This window comes from Pseudoxanthomonas jiangsuensis (genome assembly GCF_010093185.1).
Lineage (GTDB): Bacteria > Pseudomonadota > Gammaproteobacteria > Xanthomonadales > Xanthomonadaceae > Pseudoxanthomonas > Pseudoxanthomonas jiangsuensis.
The window spans coordinates 53,213-69,913 of sequence record NZ_PDWL01000021.1; the positions used below are offsets into that span (position 1 = coordinate 53,213).

Here is a 16,701-nt window from a genome sequence, read left to right on the forward strand (position 1 = left end):
AAGTCCGGCATGCCACGCCCCTCGCGCGCATCCGCCGGTTTTTCTGCCTGACAGCGTTGTCAAGCTTGCCGGTATCCCCGCATGCAGGCAAGCGCGGCGCGACGCGGCCACCATGCGCCGCAGTACACTCGCCGCTCGAGGTGAGGAGGGCCGCCTTGGTCCCGAGCTGGATCCTTCTGCTGGTGTCGGTCGGCTACGCCGCTCTGCTGTTCGCGGTGGCGTGGTGGGGCGACCGTCGGCCGATGTACCCGGACCGGCCGTGGCTGCGGCCGGTGGTCTACAGCCTGGCGCTGGCGGTGTACTGCTCCTCGTGGACCTTCTACGGCGCGGTCGGCAGCGCGGTGCGCAACGGCATCGGCTACCTGCCGATCTACCTCGGCCCGCTGCTGTTGCTGCTGTTCGGCTGGCGGATCATCGAGCGCCTGGCGCTGATCGCGCGCAGCCAGAACACCGTGTCGATCGCCGACTTCATCTCCGCCCGCTACGGCCGCTCGCGGCGGCTGGCGGCGCTGGTCACGGTGATCATCCTGGTCGGCATCATTCCCTACGTGGCCCTGCAGTACAAAGCGGTGGCGATGAGCCTGAGCGTGCTCTCCGGCCAGGACGCCGAGCAGGTCGGGATCGTCGCCGACCCGGCCTTGTACGTGGCCCTGCTGATGGCGCTGTTCGCCGCGCTGTTCGGCACCCGCCAGGTCGATGCCACCGAGCACCACCACGGCATGATGCTGGCCATCGCCCTGGAGTCGCTGGTCAAGCTGGTGGCGATGGTGGCGGTGGGCGTGTTCGCCTGGTCGTGGCTGGGCGGGCGCGACCTGCGCATCGCCGAGTCGGCGCGGACCCTGTTCGAGCAGGCGCCGCCGGTGGGCTTCGTCGCCCAGACCCTGCTCGGCTTCCTGGCCATCGTCTGCCTGCCGCGCCAGTTCCAGGTGGCGGTGGTCGAATGCGGCGACGTGGCCGACATCCGCAAGGCGCGCTGGATGTTCGGCGGCTACCTGATGCTGATCTCGGTGATGGTGGTGCCGATTGCCTCCGCCGGCGTGGCCCTGTTCGGCGGCGACGGCCACGTCGCCAGCGACACCTTCGTGCTGGCCCTGCCGCTGGCCGAGGGCCGCAACGCGCTGGCGCTGGCCGCGTACGTAGGCGGCTTCTCGGCCGCGACCGGCATGGTGATCGTGGCCTCGATCGCGCTGGCGACCATGGTCAGCAACGACCTGGTGATGCCGGTGCTTTTGCGTCGCGGCTGGGGCGAGCGCCACGCCGCCGCCGACGTGGCCTCGCTGGTGCTGTGGGTGCGGCGGCTGTCGATCCTTCTGCTGTCGCTGTGCGCGTACGGCTACTACCGCTGGCTCGGCGGCGACACCACCCTGGCCGCGTACGGGGTGATGGCGTTCGCCGCCGTGGCGCAATTCGCACCGGGCCTGATCGGTGGACTCTACTGGCGCGGGGCGAGCCGGCGCGGGGTGGAGTTCGGCCTGCTGGCCGGCTTCGCTACCTGGATCTACACCCTGCTGCTGCCGGCGCTGTCGGCCTCGGGCCTGTTCGACGCCTCGTGGATGGTCGACGGCCCGTTCGGCCTGCACTGGCTGCGGCCGCAGCAGCTGTTCGGGCTCAGCGGCTGGGACGCGCTGACCCACGGCACCTTCTGGTCGCTGCTGCTCAACGGCGCGGTGATGATGCTGGTCTCGGCGCGCTGGCGCCCGAGCGTGGACGAGCGCCTGCGGATCGCCCCGTTCCTGGATCCCTACGCCGAGCGCCAGACCCTGGCCCAGAGCGAATGGCCGGGCAACGTCAGCGTCGGCGACCTGCAGGCGCTGGCGGTGCGCATCGTCGGCGAGCGCCACGCGCGCCGCGCCTTCTCCGAGCAGGCCATCGCCCTGGGCCGCGAACTGCAGCCGGCCGCCGCCGCCGACCGCCTCTGGATCCAGTTCACCGAGCGCCTGCTGGCCGCCTCGATCGGTGCGGCCTCCGCACGCCTGGTGCTGACCAGCGTGCTGCGCGGCTCGGGCATGCACCTGAGCGAGGTGATGGCCCTGCTGGACGAGGCCGGCCAGGAACTGCGCTTCAACCGCGAGATCCTTTCCACCACCCTGGAGAACATCAGCGCCGGGGTCAGCGTGGTCGACCCGGACATGCGCCTGGTGGCCTGGAACCGCCGCTACCAGCAGATGTTCGGCTACCCGGCCGGGATGCTCTACGTCGGCCGTCCGGTCGCCGACCTGATCCGCTACAACGCCGAGCGCGGCGAACTGGGCGAGGGCGATCCCGGCGCGCACGTGCGCAAGCGCATCGAGCACATGCGCGCCGGCACCCCGCACGTGTTCGAGCGCGTGCGTCCCGACGGCAGCGTGATCGAGATGCGCGGCCAGGCCCTGCCCGGCGGCGGCTACGTCACCAGCTACAACGACATCACCGCCTACAAGCACGCCGAGCAGGCCCTGCGCGAGGCCAACGAGACCCTGGAGCAGCGCGTGGCCGAGCGCACCCGCGAAGCCGAGGACGCGCAGCAGTCGCGCACCCGCTTCCTGGCCGCGATCAGCCACGACGTGCTGCAGCCGCTCAACGCCGCGCGCCTGTTCGCCTCGGCCCTGCGCGACGGCGGCCAGCCGGAGGACGAGCAGAGGCATCTGGCCGAGCGCGTGGATGCCTCCTTGCGCGCGGCCGAGGAATTGCTCGACGGCCTGCTCGACGTCTCCCGCCTGGACACCGGCGCATTGCAGGCCGAGGTCACCGTGTTCGACGCCGGCGAGCTGCTGCGCGAGCTGGCCGCGCAATACGCCCCGGTCGCCGCCGGCCGCGGCCTGGCCCTGCACGCGCACGCGCGCTCCTGCCCGGTGCGCAGCGACCGCCGGCTGCTGCGCCGGGTGCTGCAGAACTTCCTGGCCAACGCCCTGCGCTATACCCGCCAGGGCCGGATCGTACTGGGCATGCGTGCGCACGGCGGCCAGGTGGCGCTGCAGGTCTGGGACACCGGCCCGGGCATCCCCGAGCAGCACATGCGCCAGATCTACGACGAGTTCCACCGCTACCAGCAGCCGTTCGACTGGGGCGAGCGCGGCCTCGGCCTGGGCCTGTCGATCTGCCAGCGCATCTCGCGCCTGCTCGACCACGGCCTGGACGCGCGCAGCCAGGTCGGCCGCGGCAGCATGTTCTCGATCAGCGTGCCGCGCGCGGCGGCCCTGCCGGCTGCGCCCCCGCCGGCCGCGGCCCTGCCGGGCGCCGGCTCGCTCGCCGGCCTGCGCGTGCTGTGCGTGGACAACGACCAGGAGATCCTCGACGGCATGCGCCTGCTGCTGGGCCGCTGGCAGGCCACGGCGATCACCGCCGGCACCGTGGACGAGGCGCTGGCGCGGATGGCCGACAGCGCGCCGCAGGCGATGCTGGTCGACTACCACCTGCACGACCGCCTCGACGGCCTGGACACCCTGGACGCCCTGCGCGAAGCCGGCGGGCCGATCCCCGGCGCCCTGCTCACCGCCGACGGCCGCGACGAGCTCAAGCGCCAGGCCCGGCAGCGCGGCTACCGGCTGCTGACCAAGCCGGTGAAGCCCGCCTCCCTGCGCGCCTGGCTGGCCGCCCAGGTGCCCGCCACCGGGCATGCGGACGTCGATGCCTGATCCGTTCCCGGCCTTCGACATCGGTCACGGACGCGCCAGGCAAGGCTTGACCTTGATCCAGCTCCAGAGTGTGCAATGGCCGGCATGACCGGAACCGTCCCCCCGCCTTTCGGCGCCCCGCCCTCGTTGCCCCGTCGCCGCTTCGTCCAGGGCCTGGCCTTCGCCGGCCTGGCCGGCGGCAGCGGCCTGCTGCGCGCCGCCGGACCGCACGCCGCCAATGCCGCCGCTCCCGCCGTCCTGCGCGGCACCGCCTTCGAGCTGGACATCGGCGCGGCCGAAGTGAACATCACCGGCCGCCCGCGCCCGGCGGTGACCGTCAACGGCAGCCTGCCCGCGCCGATCCTGCGCTGGCGCGAAGGCGACACCGTCAGCGTGCGCGTGGCCAACCGCCTCGCCGGCGCGCCGACCTCGATCCACTGGCACGGCATCCTGCTGCCGGCGAACATGGACGGCGTGCCGGGCATGAGCTTCGACGGCATCGCCCCCGGCGAGAGCTGGCTGTACCGCTTCACCCTGAAGCAGTCCGGCAGCTACTGGTACCACGGCCACTCCATGTTCCAGGAGCAGGCCGGCCTGTACGGTGCGATCATCGTCGATCCCCTGCAGCCGCCGCCGTACCGCTACGACCGCGAGCACGTGCTGCTGTTCTCGGACTGGACCGACCTGGCGCCGGACGCGCTGTTCCGCCGGCTGAAGAAGGCGCCGTCCTACGACAACCACTACAAGCGCACCGTCGGCGATTTCGTCCACGACGCGCGCGAGGACGGCCTGCGCGCCACCCTGGCCGACCGCGGCATGTGGGGCCGGATGCGGATGACCCCCAGCGACCTGTCCGACGTCAACGGCCACACCTACACCTACCTGCTCAACGGACAGCCGCCCGCGGCCAACTGGACCGGCCTGTTCAAGCCGGGGGAGAAGGTGCTGCTGCGCCTGATCAACGCCGGCGCGATGACCTATTTCGACGTGCGCATCCCCGGCCTGAAGATGACCGTGGTCGCCGCCGACGGCCAGTACGTGCACCCGGTCACCGTCGACGAACTGCGGATCGCCGCGGCCGAGACCTACGACGTGATCGTCGAGCCCTCCGGCCAGGACGCCTACACCATCTTCGCCCAGGACATGGGCCGGACCGGCTTCGCCCGCGGCACGCTGGCGGCGCGCCACGGCCTGGCCGCGCCGGTGCCGGCGAACGACCCGCGCCCCTTGCTGACGATGGAGGACATGGGCCACGGCACGCATGGTGACCATGCCGGACACGGTGGCGCGGGGATGGAGAGCGGCTGCGGCGCCGCGAAGGGCCACGGTGCCGAGGGCGGCTGCGGCGCAACGATGAAACACGCTGCCGGGAGTGGCGATGGTTCAGCCATGCATGCCGGGCACGCCGATGCGCACGCCGGGCATGGCGTCGCCGCCGTCGTCCATCCGTCCAGCGAGCACCGCAGCCCGCTGGTGGACATGCAGTCCTCGCCCACCGGCCCGCGCCTGGACGATCCGGGCATCGGCCTGCGCGGCAACGGCCGCCGGGTGCTGGCCTATGCCGACCTGCGCAGCCTGTTCGACGATCCCGACGGCCGCGATCCCGGCCGCGAGATCCAGCTGCACCTGACCGGGCACATGGAGAAGTTCGCCTGGTCCTTCGACGGCATCCCGTTCGCCAGCGCCCAGCCCTTGCGCCTGAACTACGGCGAGCGCCTGCGCATCGTCCTGGTCAACGACACGATGATGCAGCACCCCATCCACCTGCACGGCCTGTGGAGCGACCTGGAAGACGCCGACGGCGCCTTCCAGGTGCGCAAGCACACCGTCGACATGCCGCCCGGCACCCGCCGCAGCTACCGCGTGCGCGCCGACGCGCTTGGCCGCTGGGCCTACCACTGCCACCTGCTCTACCACATGGAGGGCGGGATGATGCGCGAGGTGCGGGTGGAGGAAGGCGCATGAGCCGCACGATCCTCATCTTCGCCATCGCGCTGGCACTGGCCTGCGTGCCGGCGATCGCCCGGGCCCAGGCCGGCTGCACGGCGGAACACGAGGCGATGGGCCACTGCACCCTGCCCGTTCCCGAGCCCGCACCCAGCCGCGATTGCGCGCCGGAACATGCCGCCATGGGCCACTGCACGCCAGCCTCGCCAAGTCCCGCCACGAAAGTGACGGCCGCGGCTGCATGCCCACCGGAGCACGCGGCAATGGGCCACTGCACGCCTGTCCCCGCCCAGGTACCGGCGGATGCGACCGCCGATCCCGCCTGCCCGCCCGAACACGCCGCCATGGGCCATTGCACCCCGCGCAACCGGGACGCGCGGGCGCCGCGGGAACCGATCCCGGTTCCCACCGACGCCGACCGCGCCGCCGCGTTCCCGGTGCTGCGGCATCCCCACGCCCACGACGCCGGCATCCACAGCCTGGTCCGCTTCAACCGCCTCGAGGCCTGGGATGCCGATCCGGGCAGCGGCCAGGCCTGGGAAGGCAGCGCCTGGATCGGCGGCGACGTGCGAAGGCTGTGGCTGCGCAGCGAAGGCGAGCGCGAGGACGGCCGCACCCACGCCGCCGACCTGGAAATGCTGTACGGCCGCGCCATCGGCCCCTGGTGGGACCTGGTGGCCGGCGTGCGCCACGACTTCGATCCGGGCGCCTCGCGCAGCTGGGCGGCGATCGGCCTGCAGGGCCTGGCGCCGTACAAGTTCGAGACCTCGGCCACCGTGTACGTCGGCGATGGAGGCCGCACCGCGTTCACGGCGGAAGTGGAGTACGAACTGCTGCTGACCAATCGCCTGGTCCTGCAGCCTTTGCTCGAGGTCGAGCTGCATGGGCGCGACGACCCGCGGCGGGGCATCGGCTCGGGCCTGTCGTCGGCGGAAGCGGGCCTGCGCCTGCGCTACGAGGTCACCCGCCGCTTCGCGCCTTATGTGGGCCTGGCGCACGAGCGCACGTTCGGCGGCACCGCCGACCACCGCCGCAACGAGGACGAGGCGACGCGCGACACCCGCTGGGTCGCCGGCGTGCGCTGGTGGTTCTAGCGAATGGTGGGCCCACCAGGACTCGAACCTGGAACCAAAGGATTCGCTTATTCCGGGGGTTTCCCCACGGCGCGGACTATCTCTTCACCCGCAGCTTGCGCTGAGAGGGTGCGGGACGCTCTAGCCTGTCATCAAGGGCACTGCAGCCCTCAGGTAGTCTCTGCACCTTCCGGCGGTGTACCGCCGGCTAGGCTCAGGATTGCCGCCGGCCGGACCGCTGCGGTTCCCCTGAATTCATCCCGTTTTTCCGCCGGCCCTTTCGATGCCGGGGTCACCTTTTCGATGAGTCCTCTGCTCTAACCATTGAGCTATAGGCCCGTGCGCGCAATCGTACCAACCCCGGGCCGCCGTCGCCCACTCAAACTACGGATTATGATCATTTGATGAAATCACCCAGAACATGCGCGACGTGCGGCAACGAGCTCGCGGGGCGGCAGACGCGCTTCTGCAGCCGCCCCTGCAAGAACGCCGACACCAACCACCGCCATCAAAGCTATGTCGCGCAGGGTCAACGTGGCCTCCGCCGCAAGCGCGAACTTCTCGATGCCATGGGTGGGCGGTGCACGCGTTGCGGCTATGACCGCAACTTGGCTGCATTGACCTGGCATCACCTGGACCCTAAGAACAAGAAGTTCTCGCTCGATCTTCGGGCGCTGTCGAATCGATCTCGTGACGAGGTTCTGCGGGAGGCCGCCAAATGCACCGTGTTATGTGCCAACTGTCATGCGGAAACTCACTTCCCGCACTTGGGCAACCCCGCAACGTCGTCCTGAAAGCACGACAGCCGCTTTGGCGGCTGTCGTGGGCATATCCTGGCAATGACGGAACCGCCTACTCGATGTCGAGGAAGCTGCGCAGCTGCTCCGAGCGCGACGGGTGGCGCAGCTTGCGCAGCGCCTTGGCCTCGATCTGGCGGATGCGCTCGCGGGTGACGTCGAACTGCTTGCCCACTTCCTCGAGGGTGTGGTCGGTGTTCATGTCGATGCCGAAGCGCATGCGCAGGACCTTGGCCTCGCGCGGGGTCAGGCCGGCGAGGACGTCGCGCACCGTTTCCATCAGGTTGATGTTGGTGGTGTTTTCGATCGGGGACTCGACGTTGGTGTCCTCGATGAAGTCGCCCAGGTGCGAGTCCTCGTCGTCGCCGATCGGGGTCTCCATGGAGATCGGCTCCTTGGCGATCTTCATGACCTTGCGGATCTTGTCCTCGGGCATGTCCATCTCCTTGGCCAGCTCCTCCGGCGTGGCCTCGCGGCCGTACTGCTGGAGCATCTGGCGGGAGATGCGGTTGAGCTTGTTGATCGTCTCGATCATGTGCACCGGGATGCGGATGGTGCGCGCCTGGTCGGCGATCGAGCGGGTGATCGCCTGGCGGATCCACCAGGTGGCGTAGGTCGAGAACTTGTAGCCGCGGCGGTACTCGAACTTGTCGACCGCCTTCATCAGGCCGATGTTGCCCTCCTGGATCAGGTCCAGGAACTGCAGGCCACGGTTGGTGTACTTCTTGGCGATCGAGATCACCAGGCGCAGGTTGGCCTCGACCATCTCCTTCTTGGCCTTGCGCGCCTTGGCCTCGCCGTAGGCCATCTGCCGGCCGATCTCGCGGATGTCGGACAGGTCCAGGCACATGGCCTGCTCCACGGCGATGGTGGCCTGCTGCTCGGCCACGATCTGGTCCTTGACGTCGCGCAGGGCCGACGACCACTTCTGCTTGCGCTTGAGGACCTCGTCCACCCACTCCAGGTTGACCTGGTTGCCTTCCCAGGCGCGGATGAAGCCCTTGCGCGGCATGCGGGCGACATTGGTCGCCAGGTGCAGCACGCGGCGCTCGTGGTCCTTGATCTGGCCCAGCACGTCGCGCAGCTTGCGGACCAGGGTGTCGGTCAGCGGCAGCGGCAGCTTGAAGGTGACGAACTGCTCGGCCATCTCGGCGCGCATCTTGATCACGTTCTTGGCCTGGGCGCCGGCCTTGGCGTGGGCCTTCTTGAACTTGGCGTAGTCGGCGGCCAGCTGCTCCATGCGGCGGGCGACCTCGGCCGGATCCGGGCCGGTCGGGCCGGCCTCGGTCTCTTCCTCGTCGCCGACGTCCTCGTCTTCGTCCTCGTCGCCCTCGGCATCGGCATCGTCGGCCACGGCGACCGGCTCGGGCTCGGGCACTTCCTCGACCAGGTCGTTGAAGCCGACCACGACCTCGGCCAGGCGCTTCTTGCCGGCCTTGTGCAGTTCGTATTCCTCGAGCAGCAGCTCGACCGACCACGGGAAGCTGCCCAAGGCGGCCTGGACCTGGCCCAGGCCTTCCTCGATGCGCTTGGCGATGGCGATCTCGCCCTCGCGGGTCAGCAGCTCGACCGTGCCCATCTCGCGCATGTACATGCGCACCGGGTCGGTGGTGCGGCCGCCCTCGGAGTCGAGCGCGGTCAGCGCGGCGGCGGCTTCCTCGGCGGCGGTATCGTCGATCTCGCGATTGCCGGTGTTGCCGTCGTTGAGCAGCAGGGTCTCGGCGTCGGGCGCGACCTCATGGACATCGATGCCCATGCCGTTGATCATGCCGATGATGTCTTCCAGCTGCTCCGGATCGACCAGGTCGTCGGGCAGGTGGTCGTTGACCTCGGCATAGGTCAGGTAGCCCTGCTCCAGGCCCTTGCTGATGAGCTGCTTGATTTCGGATTGCTGGGCTGGGCGTTCGTTGGCCATGTGCGGCGCCACCGGTCATGAAGATGGTGAAGAGAACCTAGCATTATAACAGGGCACCGGCCCGAAAGCGGCCCAGCCCTTGTACGTCAACGACTTGCGGCACCTGGCGTTCAGTCGGATCGGGGCCGGCCAGACCTTTCGATCAGGCCCTGAGCAGGAAGGTCACCGGGCCGTCGTTGACCAGGCTGACCACCATATGGGCACCGAAGCGCCCGGTTTCCACCCGGCCGGCATGCCGCTGGCGGCAGCTTTCGAGCAGGCGGTTGAAAACCGGTTCAGCCTCGGCCGGCGGCGCGGCGGTGCTGAAGCCCGGGCGCATGCCCGAATCGGTGTCGGCGGCCAGGGTGAACTGGCTGACCAGCAACAGGCCGCCCCCGGTGTCGTCCAGGGAGCGGTTCATCCTGCCGGCATCGTCGGAGAAAACCCGATAGCCCAGCAGCTTCTGGCTGATCCGCGCCACCTGCGCATCGCCGTCGCCGGGCTGCACGCCGACCAGGGCCAGCAGGCCTGGGCCGATCTCGCCGACGACCTGTCCGTCCACCTCGACCGAGGCACGGGAGACGCGCTGGATCAGGGCGAGCATGCAGTTCCTCCGGCCGGTGCGGGACGTGCAGCATCGGCAGTCGCGGGCGCGATGTCACCTGCCCGGCGTCGGGCACGCGGCGATTCGGCCTAGACTTTGCGCATGTCCGCCCACCGCCAAGCCCGCCTGCTCGTCATCGCCGCCTCCCTGCTCGGGCGCCTGCCCTGGTCGTGGCTGTACCGGCTGGGCGATGCGGTGGCGGCGCTGTGGCGATGGCAGGACGCGCGCGAAAGCCGGGTGGCGCGGCGCAACCTGGAGCTGGCCTTCCCCGGCCTGGAGACCGGGCAGCGCGACGCCCTGCACCGCCGGATCCTGCGCACCACGGCACGCCAGGCGCTGGAGACGCTCAAGCTGTGGACCCGGCCACCGGCCGCCAACCTGGCCCTGCTGCGCGAGCGCCACGGCGAGGACCTGTACGACGCCGCCCTGGCCGCCGGCCGCGGGGTGATCGTGGCCGCGCCGCACTTCGGCAACTGGGAGCTGCTCAACCAGTGGCTGGCCTCGCGCGGGCCGATCGCGATCGTCTATCGGCCGCCGGAATCGGCGGTCGGCGACGAATTCCTGCAGCAGGTGCGCGGCGTGGACAACGTGCGCCAGGTGCGGGCCGAGGGCCCGGCCGTGCGCCAGCTGTGGAAGGTGCTCAAGGACGGCGGCGCGGTCGGGATCCTGCCCGACCAGCAGCCCAAGGCCGGCGACGGCGAGTTCGCGCCGTTCTTCGGGGTGCAGGCGCTGACCATGACCCTGCTCTCGCGCCTGGCCGAGCGCACAGGCGCGCCGGTGCTGCTGGCCTGGTGCGAACGCATCGACAGCGGCCCCGGGTTCGCCCTGCACGTGGAGCCGGCGCCGGCGGCGATCGCCGATCCGGACCCGCAGGCGGCGGTGGATTGCCTCAACCGCGAGGTCGAGCGCATCGCCCGCCGCGATCCGGCGCAGTACCAGTGGACGTACAAGCGCTACACCCTGCGCCCGCCCGGCAGCGGCGAAGCCAATCCCTACGTGAAGCGCTGACGCCGCTGCCGGCCGCCGGGCAAAACCCGTACGATCCGGACTCCCCAGCCATCGCGCGCGCCGCCGTGACCGAGATCCAGGACGATCCGACACCCTCCGTTCCCGGCCCGGCGACGGTCCAGGCCGCCGACTGGCAGCCCCTGCCGCGCCGCGGCGCCTTGCTGTACGCGGCCGGCACCGCGACGGTGACCGCCCTGAGCGGCGGCATCGGCCTGGGCGTGCTGGCCAGCCAACTGGTGCCCTGGCCCCGCTGGCAGGTGGTGGGCGCGGCCGTGCTGCTGGCTTTGCTGGCCGGCGCGGCCTTCGGCCGGCTGCGCCACCGCCGGATCGGCTGGAAGCTGGACGCGGAAGGCTTCGCCACCCGCCGCGGCGGGTGGTGGCGCCAGGAGACCCTGGTGCCGGTCTCACGGGTCCAGCACCTGGATCTGGAGCGCGGGCCGCTGGAGCGCCAGCTCGGCCTGGCGACCCTGGTGGTGCACACCGCCGGTACCCGGATGGCGGCGGTGAAACTGCCCTTGCTGGCGCTGGACGATGCCGAGGCGCTGCGCGCGCACCTGGCGCGCCAGGTCGAAGCCGACGACGCGCTGTGAGCGTGGACGCGGCGCCGCCGCCGGCCGACCAGCGCCTGCACCCGTGGTCGTGGCTGTTCGTGCTGCTGCAGCAGCTGCGGCAGTTCATCGTGCCGTTGCTGGTGCTGCTGTTCGCCGGCCGCCGCCAGGGCCCGGGCGGCGACTTCGCCGAATGGGCGCCCCTGCTCGGCGTGGTCGTGCTGGTGGCGGTGGCGGTGCTGCAGTACTTCACCTACCGCTACCGGATCGGCCAGGACGGCATCAGCGTCCGCAGCGGCCTTTTGCAGCGCAACCAGCGCGAGATCCCGTTCGCGCGGATCCACAACGTCGCCGTGCACCAGAGCCTGCTGCACCGGATCTTCGGCGTGGCCGAAGTGCGGCTGGAGGCGGCCGGCGGCAGCAAGCCAGAGGCGCAGATGCGCGTGCTCGGCCTGGAGCAGGCGCTGGCGCTGGAGCGCCTGGTGCGCCATCGCGGCGCGGCCACTGCGGCGGCGCCTACTGACGGGCAGGCCGCCAGCGATGCTGGCGGGGACGGGCAGATCCTGCTGGCCCTGCCCACCGCCGAGGTGGTGCGCCTGGGCCTGGTGTCCAATCGCGGCATGATCGTGGTCGCCGCCGGTTTCGGCCTGCTGTTCCAGGCCTTCCCGGACCGCGCCCTGGGCAACCTGGCCCAGCGCTTCTTCCGCGACGCGGCCGGCTATGCCGGCGACCTGCACCTGGGCTGGCTGGGCGTGGCTTCGGCGGCCATGGCCGCGATCGGCCTGTTCCTGTTCGTGCTGCGGCTGCTGTCGGTGGCGCTGGCGCTGAGCCAGTACCACGGCTTCCGCCTGAGCCAGGCGCAGCGCCGGCTGACGGTGGAGCGCGGCCTGTTCGCACGGATGCGCAGCAGCGTGCCGCCGCGGCGGATCCAGGCCTGGTTCCTGCAGGAAACCCTGGTCCACCGCTGGCTGCGGCGGCGCAGCCTGCGGATCGACACCGCCACCGGCGGCCGCGAGGACGATCCGCGCAAGCTGCGCGAACTGGCGCCGATCGCCACCGCGCAGGCCTGCGACGCCCTGGTCGCGCAGTTGCTGCCCGGAATGCAGTGGCCGCCGCAACAGTGGCAGCCTTTGCCGCGGCGCTGCTGGTGGCGGCTGTTCGCCGGCAGCGCGCCCTGGAACCTGTTGCTGGCCGCGGTGCTGTGCTGGCACTTCGGTCCCTGGGGCCTGCTGGTGCTGCTGTGGCTGCCCTGGTCGGCCTACGCGGCCTGGCGCCAGGCCGGGCGCCTGGGCTACGTGCTCGATGCGCGGCTGCTGGCGGTGCGCGGCGGCTGGTGGTCGCGCTGGTGGCGCTTCGCCGAGGTCGACAAGCTGCAGGCCCTGCGCCTGCAGCGCTCGCCGCTGGACCGCTGGCTGGGCACGGCGAGCCTGTGGCTGGACACGGCCGGCGCCGGGGCGATGTCGCCGCCCTTGCGGATCCGCTACCTGCCCGAGGCCGAGGCGCGCGCCCTGCAGGCCCGGCTGGCCGGGATGCTGGCGGCGCGGCGGCTGCGGTGGTGAGGCGAGGGCTCGCTCAGACGCCCCAGTAACCGAGCTCGCGGCGGATCTGCCAGGCCCGCCACAAAGCGGACAGGGGCTTGCGCGCCAGGGTGCCCAGGCGGCCGTCCAGCAGGGCCCCGGTCGCCTCGATCACCCGCTCCGAGGAACGGCCATCGCGGTACGGGTGGATGGCCCCGGCATAGGCGACGATCGCCGCGCGCAGCGCCGGCCCGGGGTCGAAGGCGTGCGCCAGCATCTCCGGCAGCCGCGCCGGATCGTCGAAGTCGAGCATGTGCGGCTTCGGCGCGCGGTTGCGGAAGGTCACCACCGGCTTGTGCTGGACCACGAACTCGGACACCACCGAGGTGGTGTCGGCCAGCAGCACGTCGGCCGCGCGCTGGGCGGTGACCAGCTGCTCGGGCTCGACGAAGGCCGCGTTCGGCCCGGCCAGGGCGCGGTAGCGCTGGAACAGCGCCGGCGGACACTTCGGATGCAGGGTCAGCAGCCAGTAGCGATCGCCGCGGGCGATTTCGGCGGCGATCCCCGGCAGCAGGTGCGGGGCCGCGCTCAGGCGCTCGGTGAAGGTCGACGCGAACATCACCACCGGGCGCTCGCCGGCCTGGGCGCGCAGGGCCGCGGCCGCGCCGCCGTCGTCGCGGAACAGCGGGTCGAGCTTGGGCCAGCCGGTCTGGACCACGGCGAAATGCCCCAGGCGCGCGGCCAGGGCCTGGAACGGCGCGGTGGTCGCCGGTCCCTGGGTGCAGTACAGGTCGAACAGGCCGCGGACCCGGAAGTGGCCCTGTTCGTCGGCGCGCTTCTCGACGTTGAAACCGTGGAACAGCTGGACCTTGGCCCCGGCGACGAAGGTCGGCACCTCGTTGGAGGCGCTGAACACCGCCCGCGGCCGCAGCCGGGCCGCGCCGCGCACGTCCACCGCCCGCACCGGCGCCGGCAGGGCCAGCCCGGCCGCGCCGGCGGCCAGCAGGGCATGCACCCGGTGGCCGCCGGCGTGCAGGGCGTCGGCCAACGGTTGCAGAATGGGCAGACCATACCGCTCGGTCGCAAAAAGCAGGTAGTCCGCCATCGACTCGTCCGCGCTCCCTTCGTCCTCTGTCCCGCGTGCCGGACCGGCGCCGCTGTCGGCCTGCATTATCGCGTTCAACGAGGCCGGCCGCATCGGCGACTGCCTGGCCTCGCTGGCATTCTGCGACGAGATCGTGGTGGTCGACTCCGGCTCCACCGACGCCACCGTGGCCATCTGCGCGGCGGCCGGGGCGCGGGTGCTGCACCGGCCGTTCGACGGCTTCCGCAGCCAGAAGCAGTTCGCGGTCGAACAGGCCGCCCACGACTGGGTGCTGTGCCTGGATGCGGACGAGCGCGTGAGCCCGGAACTGCGCGCCTCGATCGAGGCCGCGCGCGCGGCCGGCTTTCCCGGCGCGGCCGGCTACCGCTTCGCCCGGCTGTCGGACTACTTCGGCCGCTTCCTGCGCCACGGCAACGCCTACCCGGACCGGGTTCTGCGCCTGTTCGACCGCCGCCGCGGCGGCTGGCGCGGGAGCCGCGAGATCCACGAGGCGGCCAGCGTCGACGGGCCGGTGCGGCGCCTGGACGGCGACCTGGTCCACTACCCCTACCGCTCGCTGGAGCAGCAGCTGGCCAAGACCCAGCGCTACGCGCGGATGATGGCCGAGCACGAGTTCGCCCGCGGCAGGCGCGCCCGCTGGAGCAAGCTGGTGCTGGCCCCGGCCTGGCGGTTCTGGCGCGGCTGGCTGCTGCGCGGCGGCTTCCTCGACGGCTGGCGCGGGCTGGTCTACGCCTACGTGCGCGCCAACTACGTGCGGCAGAAGGCGATCATGCTGTGGCTGCTGGAGCACGGGCAGGCGGTGGCCGATCCGCCGGCGCAGGTAGCGCCCGGGGCGCCGGAGAACCCGCCGCACGCCGAAGACCCCTTGTAGGCGCCGGTCTTGCCGGCGCCTACAAGGGCGGGGCGGCCAGTTCGCGGGCGTCGAGCCAGCCGTCGCCGTTGGCGTCCTGGCGTTTGAAACGCTCGGCCAGGCGCTGGCGGTGCGCGTCCAGGCCGATCGGCCTGCCCTTGCCGCCGGGCTGCTCCTCGGCGCTCAGCACGCCGTCGCCGTCGCGGTCCATGCGCTCGAAGGCGTAACCCATCCAGGCCACGTACTCGGCCTGGGAAACGCGGCCGTCGCCGTCGGTATCCATCTTCGCCAGGTAGTCGCCGGTGCGCTCGACCTGGGCGAGGGCGCCGGCGGCGGCGAGCAGGCCGGCGCACAGCACCAGGCCTAGGCGCGGATGGGAAGCAGCGCGGTGGCGGCTCACGGACATCAGTGCGCCAGGGCGTAACCCTTCAGCCGCATCGAATAGTCCTGCAAGGCGCGGATGCCGCTGGCCTCGGCCTCCTGGCACCAGGCCTGCAGCTGGCGCAGGCGCTCAGCCGCGTCGTGGCTGCGCGCCTCCAGCAGGGCCGACAGCCGCGCCCGGTGCTCGACCAGGGCCTGGATCCGCGGGCGCTGCGAGACCCAGCTGCGCAGCTGCTCGCGCGCGTCCGGCTTGAGCCAGCGGCCGTCGTCGACCAGCCCGCGGCGCATCCGCCGCGGCAGCAGCCGGCGCAGCTTCTCGCCGGCCGCGCCGGCTTCCTCGCGCAGGGCCGGCTTGAGCACATTGCGCTGGTAGTCGGTCATCGCCTGGAACCGGTGCGACAGCAGGGCGCGCAGGGTCTCGCCATCGGGCACGGCGATGTTCGGGCGGATGTCCAGGCTCGGCGCCACCCGCAGAACCTTGGCCAGGCCGACCTTCTCCAGGCCCTTGATCGCGACCCAGCCGATGTCGAACTCCCAGCGCCGCATCGAGAACCGCGCCGAGCTGGGGAAGGCGTGGTGGTTGTTGTGCAGCTCCTCGCCGCCGATCCACACCGCCCACGGGGTCAGGTTGGTCGAGGTGTCGGCCGATTCGAAGTTGCGGTAGCCCCACCAGTGGCCCAGGCCGTTGACTACGCCGGCGGCCCAGAACGGGATCCAGGCCATCTGGATCGCCCACAGGGCGATGCCCGGCAGGCCGAACAGGCCGAAGTTGACGAACAGCAAAACGCTCGGGCCGAGGTTGGCGTGCGGGGTGTACAGCCGGCGCTCGATCCAGTCCTCCGGCGCGCCCTTGCCGTACTGCTCGATCGAGGCGCGGTCGGCGCGGGCCTCGCGGTACAGCTCCACGCCCTCCCAGAACACCTTGGCGATGCCGCGGGTCTGCGGGCTGTGCGGGTCTTCCTCGGTCTCCACCTTGGCGTGGTGCTTGCGGTGGATGGCCACCCACTCGCGGGTGATCATCGAGGTGGTCAGCCAGGTCCAGAAGCGGAAGAAGTGGTTCAGCGCCGGATGGAAATCCACGCCGCGGTGGGCCTGGCTGCGGTGCAGGTACAGGGTCACCGAGAAGATGGTGAGCTGGGTGAACACCAGCAGCACCGCCAGCAGGCCCAGCCAGCCGAGGCCGGCCACGCCGGAGGTGAGGAAGTCGAGCAACGCGTCGGGCATGGCCAGGAACTCGTGGAAGGGCGGATTGCAGGCATGCACGCGGCGTGCCGGCATGCGGACATGATGGGGCCTGTTCCGGCAAACTTCACCTGCCGGCCGCGCACTTTTCGACACGCGGCGCAGTCGTTCAGGAAGCCCCGCCGCCGATGTCCACCCCCGC

The 16,701-nt window shown here is 71.4% G+C and carries 13 protein-coding genes; 8 read left to right on the forward strand and 5 right to left on the reverse strand.

Annotation, left to right across the window (positions count from 1 at the left end; translation table 11 throughout):
• Nucleotides 1-155 precede the first annotated feature (155 nt).
• The 4 genes from CSC62_RS13015 to CSC62_RS13030 all read left to right on the forward strand — a co-directional run bounded on the left by CSC62_RS13015 (nt 156) and on the right by CSC62_RS13030 (nt 7,407).
• The gene (locus CSC62_RS13015) at nt 156-3,614 is read left to right on the forward strand and encodes a hybrid sensor histidine kinase/response regulator (RefSeq protein ID WP_162407086.1); all 3,459 of its coding nucleotides are present in this window, start codon (nt 156-158) and stop codon (nt 3,612-3,614) included.
• Nucleotides 3,615-3,698: 84 nt separating this feature from the next.
• Nucleotides 3,699-5,558: a copper resistance system multicopper oxidase gene (locus tag CSC62_RS13020; RefSeq protein ID WP_162407088.1), complete on the forward strand. Its 1,860-nt coding sequence runs from the start codon at nt 3,699-3,701 to the stop codon at nt 5,556-5,558.
• Nucleotides 5,555-6,634 (forward strand): copper resistance protein B, encoded by a 1,080-nt coding sequence (locus tag CSC62_RS13025; RefSeq protein ID WP_162407090.1) that lies wholly within the window; start codon nt 5,555-5,557, stop codon nt 6,632-6,634. Before CSC62_RS13020 ends, CSC62_RS13025 begins: the two co-directional genes overlap by 4 nt.
• 383 nt (nt 6,635-7,017) lie before the next feature.
• Nucleotides 7,018-7,407: a hypothetical protein gene (locus CSC62_RS13030; protein ID WP_162407092.1), complete on the forward strand. Its 390-nt coding sequence runs from the start codon at nt 7,018-7,020 to the stop codon at nt 7,405-7,407.
• Nucleotides 7,408-7,465: 58 nt separating this feature from the next.
• Here CSC62_RS13030 and rpoD read toward each other — a convergent pair whose 3' ends face one another.
• Entirely contained in the window at nt 7,466-9,325 is a 1,860-nt protein-coding gene (gene rpoD / locus CSC62_RS13035) for an RNA polymerase sigma factor RpoD (RefSeq protein WP_162407094.1), read from the reverse strand.
• A 142-nt stretch (nt 9,326-9,467) separates the two neighbouring features.
• Entirely contained in the window at nt 9,468-9,908 is a 441-nt protein-coding gene (dtd, locus tag CSC62_RS13040; protein WP_162407096.1) for a D-aminoacyl-tRNA deacylase, read from the reverse strand.
• Between the two features lie 102 nt (nt 9,909-10,010).
• Between dtd and CSC62_RS13045 the strand changes: the two genes are divergently transcribed.
• From CSC62_RS13045 to CSC62_RS13055, 3 genes are all read left to right on the forward strand, one after another.
• Nucleotides 10,011-10,916, forward strand: coding sequence for a lauroyl acyltransferase (locus tag CSC62_RS13045; protein WP_162407098.1), 906 nt, complete (start codon nt 10,011-10,013; stop codon nt 10,914-10,916).
• A 65-nt stretch (nt 10,917-10,981) separates the two neighbouring features.
• On the forward strand, nt 10,982-11,506 hold the full coding sequence (locus CSC62_RS13050; protein WP_246194417.1) for a PH domain-containing protein: 525 nt from the start codon (nt 10,982-10,984) through the stop codon (nt 11,504-11,506).
• Complete coding sequence (locus tag CSC62_RS13055) at nt 11,503-13,023, forward strand: PH domain-containing protein (RefSeq protein ID WP_162407100.1); 1,521 nt, start codon at nt 11,503-11,505, stop codon at nt 13,021-13,023. The genes CSC62_RS13050 and CSC62_RS13055 overlap by 4 nt, the downstream gene beginning before the upstream one ends.
• Before the next feature lie 13 nt (nt 13,024-13,036).
• Here CSC62_RS13055 and CSC62_RS13060 read toward each other — a convergent pair whose 3' ends face one another.
• Entirely contained in the window at nt 13,037-14,086 is a 1,050-nt protein-coding gene (locus tag CSC62_RS13060; RefSeq protein ID WP_162407114.1) for a CDP-glycerol glycerophosphotransferase, read from the reverse strand.
• Between CSC62_RS13060 and CSC62_RS13065 the strand changes: the two genes are divergently transcribed.
• The gene (locus CSC62_RS13065) at nt 14,085-14,957 is read left to right on the forward strand and encodes a glycosyltransferase family 2 protein (RefSeq protein WP_162407112.1); all 873 of its coding nucleotides are present in this window, start codon (nt 14,085-14,087) and stop codon (nt 14,955-14,957) included. The two genes, CSC62_RS13060 and CSC62_RS13065, sit on opposite strands and share 2 nt — an antisense overlap.
• Nucleotides 14,958-14,976: 19 nt before the next feature.
• Here CSC62_RS13065 and CSC62_RS13070 read toward each other — a convergent pair whose 3' ends face one another.
• Both CSC62_RS13070 and CSC62_RS13075 read right to left on the reverse strand, forming a co-directional pair.
• Nucleotides 14,977-15,342: an EF-hand domain-containing protein gene (locus tag CSC62_RS13070; protein WP_162407102.1), complete on the reverse strand. Its 366-nt coding sequence runs from the start codon at nt 15,340-15,342 to the stop codon at nt 14,977-14,979.
• A complete protein-coding gene (locus CSC62_RS13075; protein WP_162407116.1) occupies nt 15,342-16,541 on the reverse strand; it encodes a DesA family fatty acid desaturase in 1,200 nt (399 codons plus the stop codon). Before CSC62_RS13075 ends, CSC62_RS13070 begins: the two co-directional genes overlap by 1 nt.
• Nucleotides 16,542-16,701 lie beyond the last annotated feature (160 nt).

Coding starts and splice junctions, on each gene's coding strand:
- CSC62_RS13030 (WP_162407092.1), top strand. CDS start 7,018: ATGAAATCACCCAGAACATGCGCGACGTGCGGCAACGAGCTCGCGGGG.
- CSC62_RS13025 (WP_162407090.1), top strand. CDS start 5,555: ATGAGCCGCACGATCCTCATCTTCGCCATCGCGCTGGCACTGGCCTGC.
- CSC62_RS13045 (WP_162407098.1), top strand. CDS start 10,011: ATGTCCGCCCACCGCCAAGCCCGCCTGCTCGTCATCGCCGCCTCCCTG.
- CSC62_RS13075 (WP_162407116.1), bottom strand. CDS start 16,541: ATGCCCGACGCGTTGCTCGACTTCCTCACCTCCGGCGTGGCCGGCCTC.
- CSC62_RS13070 (WP_162407102.1), bottom strand. CDS start 15,342: ATGTCCGTGAGCCGCCACCGCGCTGCTTCCCATCCGCGCCTAGGCCTG.
- rpoD (WP_162407094.1), bottom strand. CDS start 9,325: ATGGCCAACGAACGCCCAGCCCAGCAATCCGAAATCAAGCAGCTCATC.
- CSC62_RS13020 (WP_162407088.1), top strand. CDS start 3,699: ATGACCGGAACCGTCCCCCCGCCTTTCGGCGCCCCGCCCTCGTTGCCC.
- dtd (WP_162407096.1), bottom strand. CDS start 9,908: ATGCTCGCCCTGATCCAGCGCGTCTCCCGTGCCTCGGTCGAGGTGGAC.
- CSC62_RS13060 (WP_162407114.1), bottom strand. CDS start 14,086: ATGGCGGACTACCTGCTTTTTGCGACCGAGCGGTATGGTCTGCCCATT.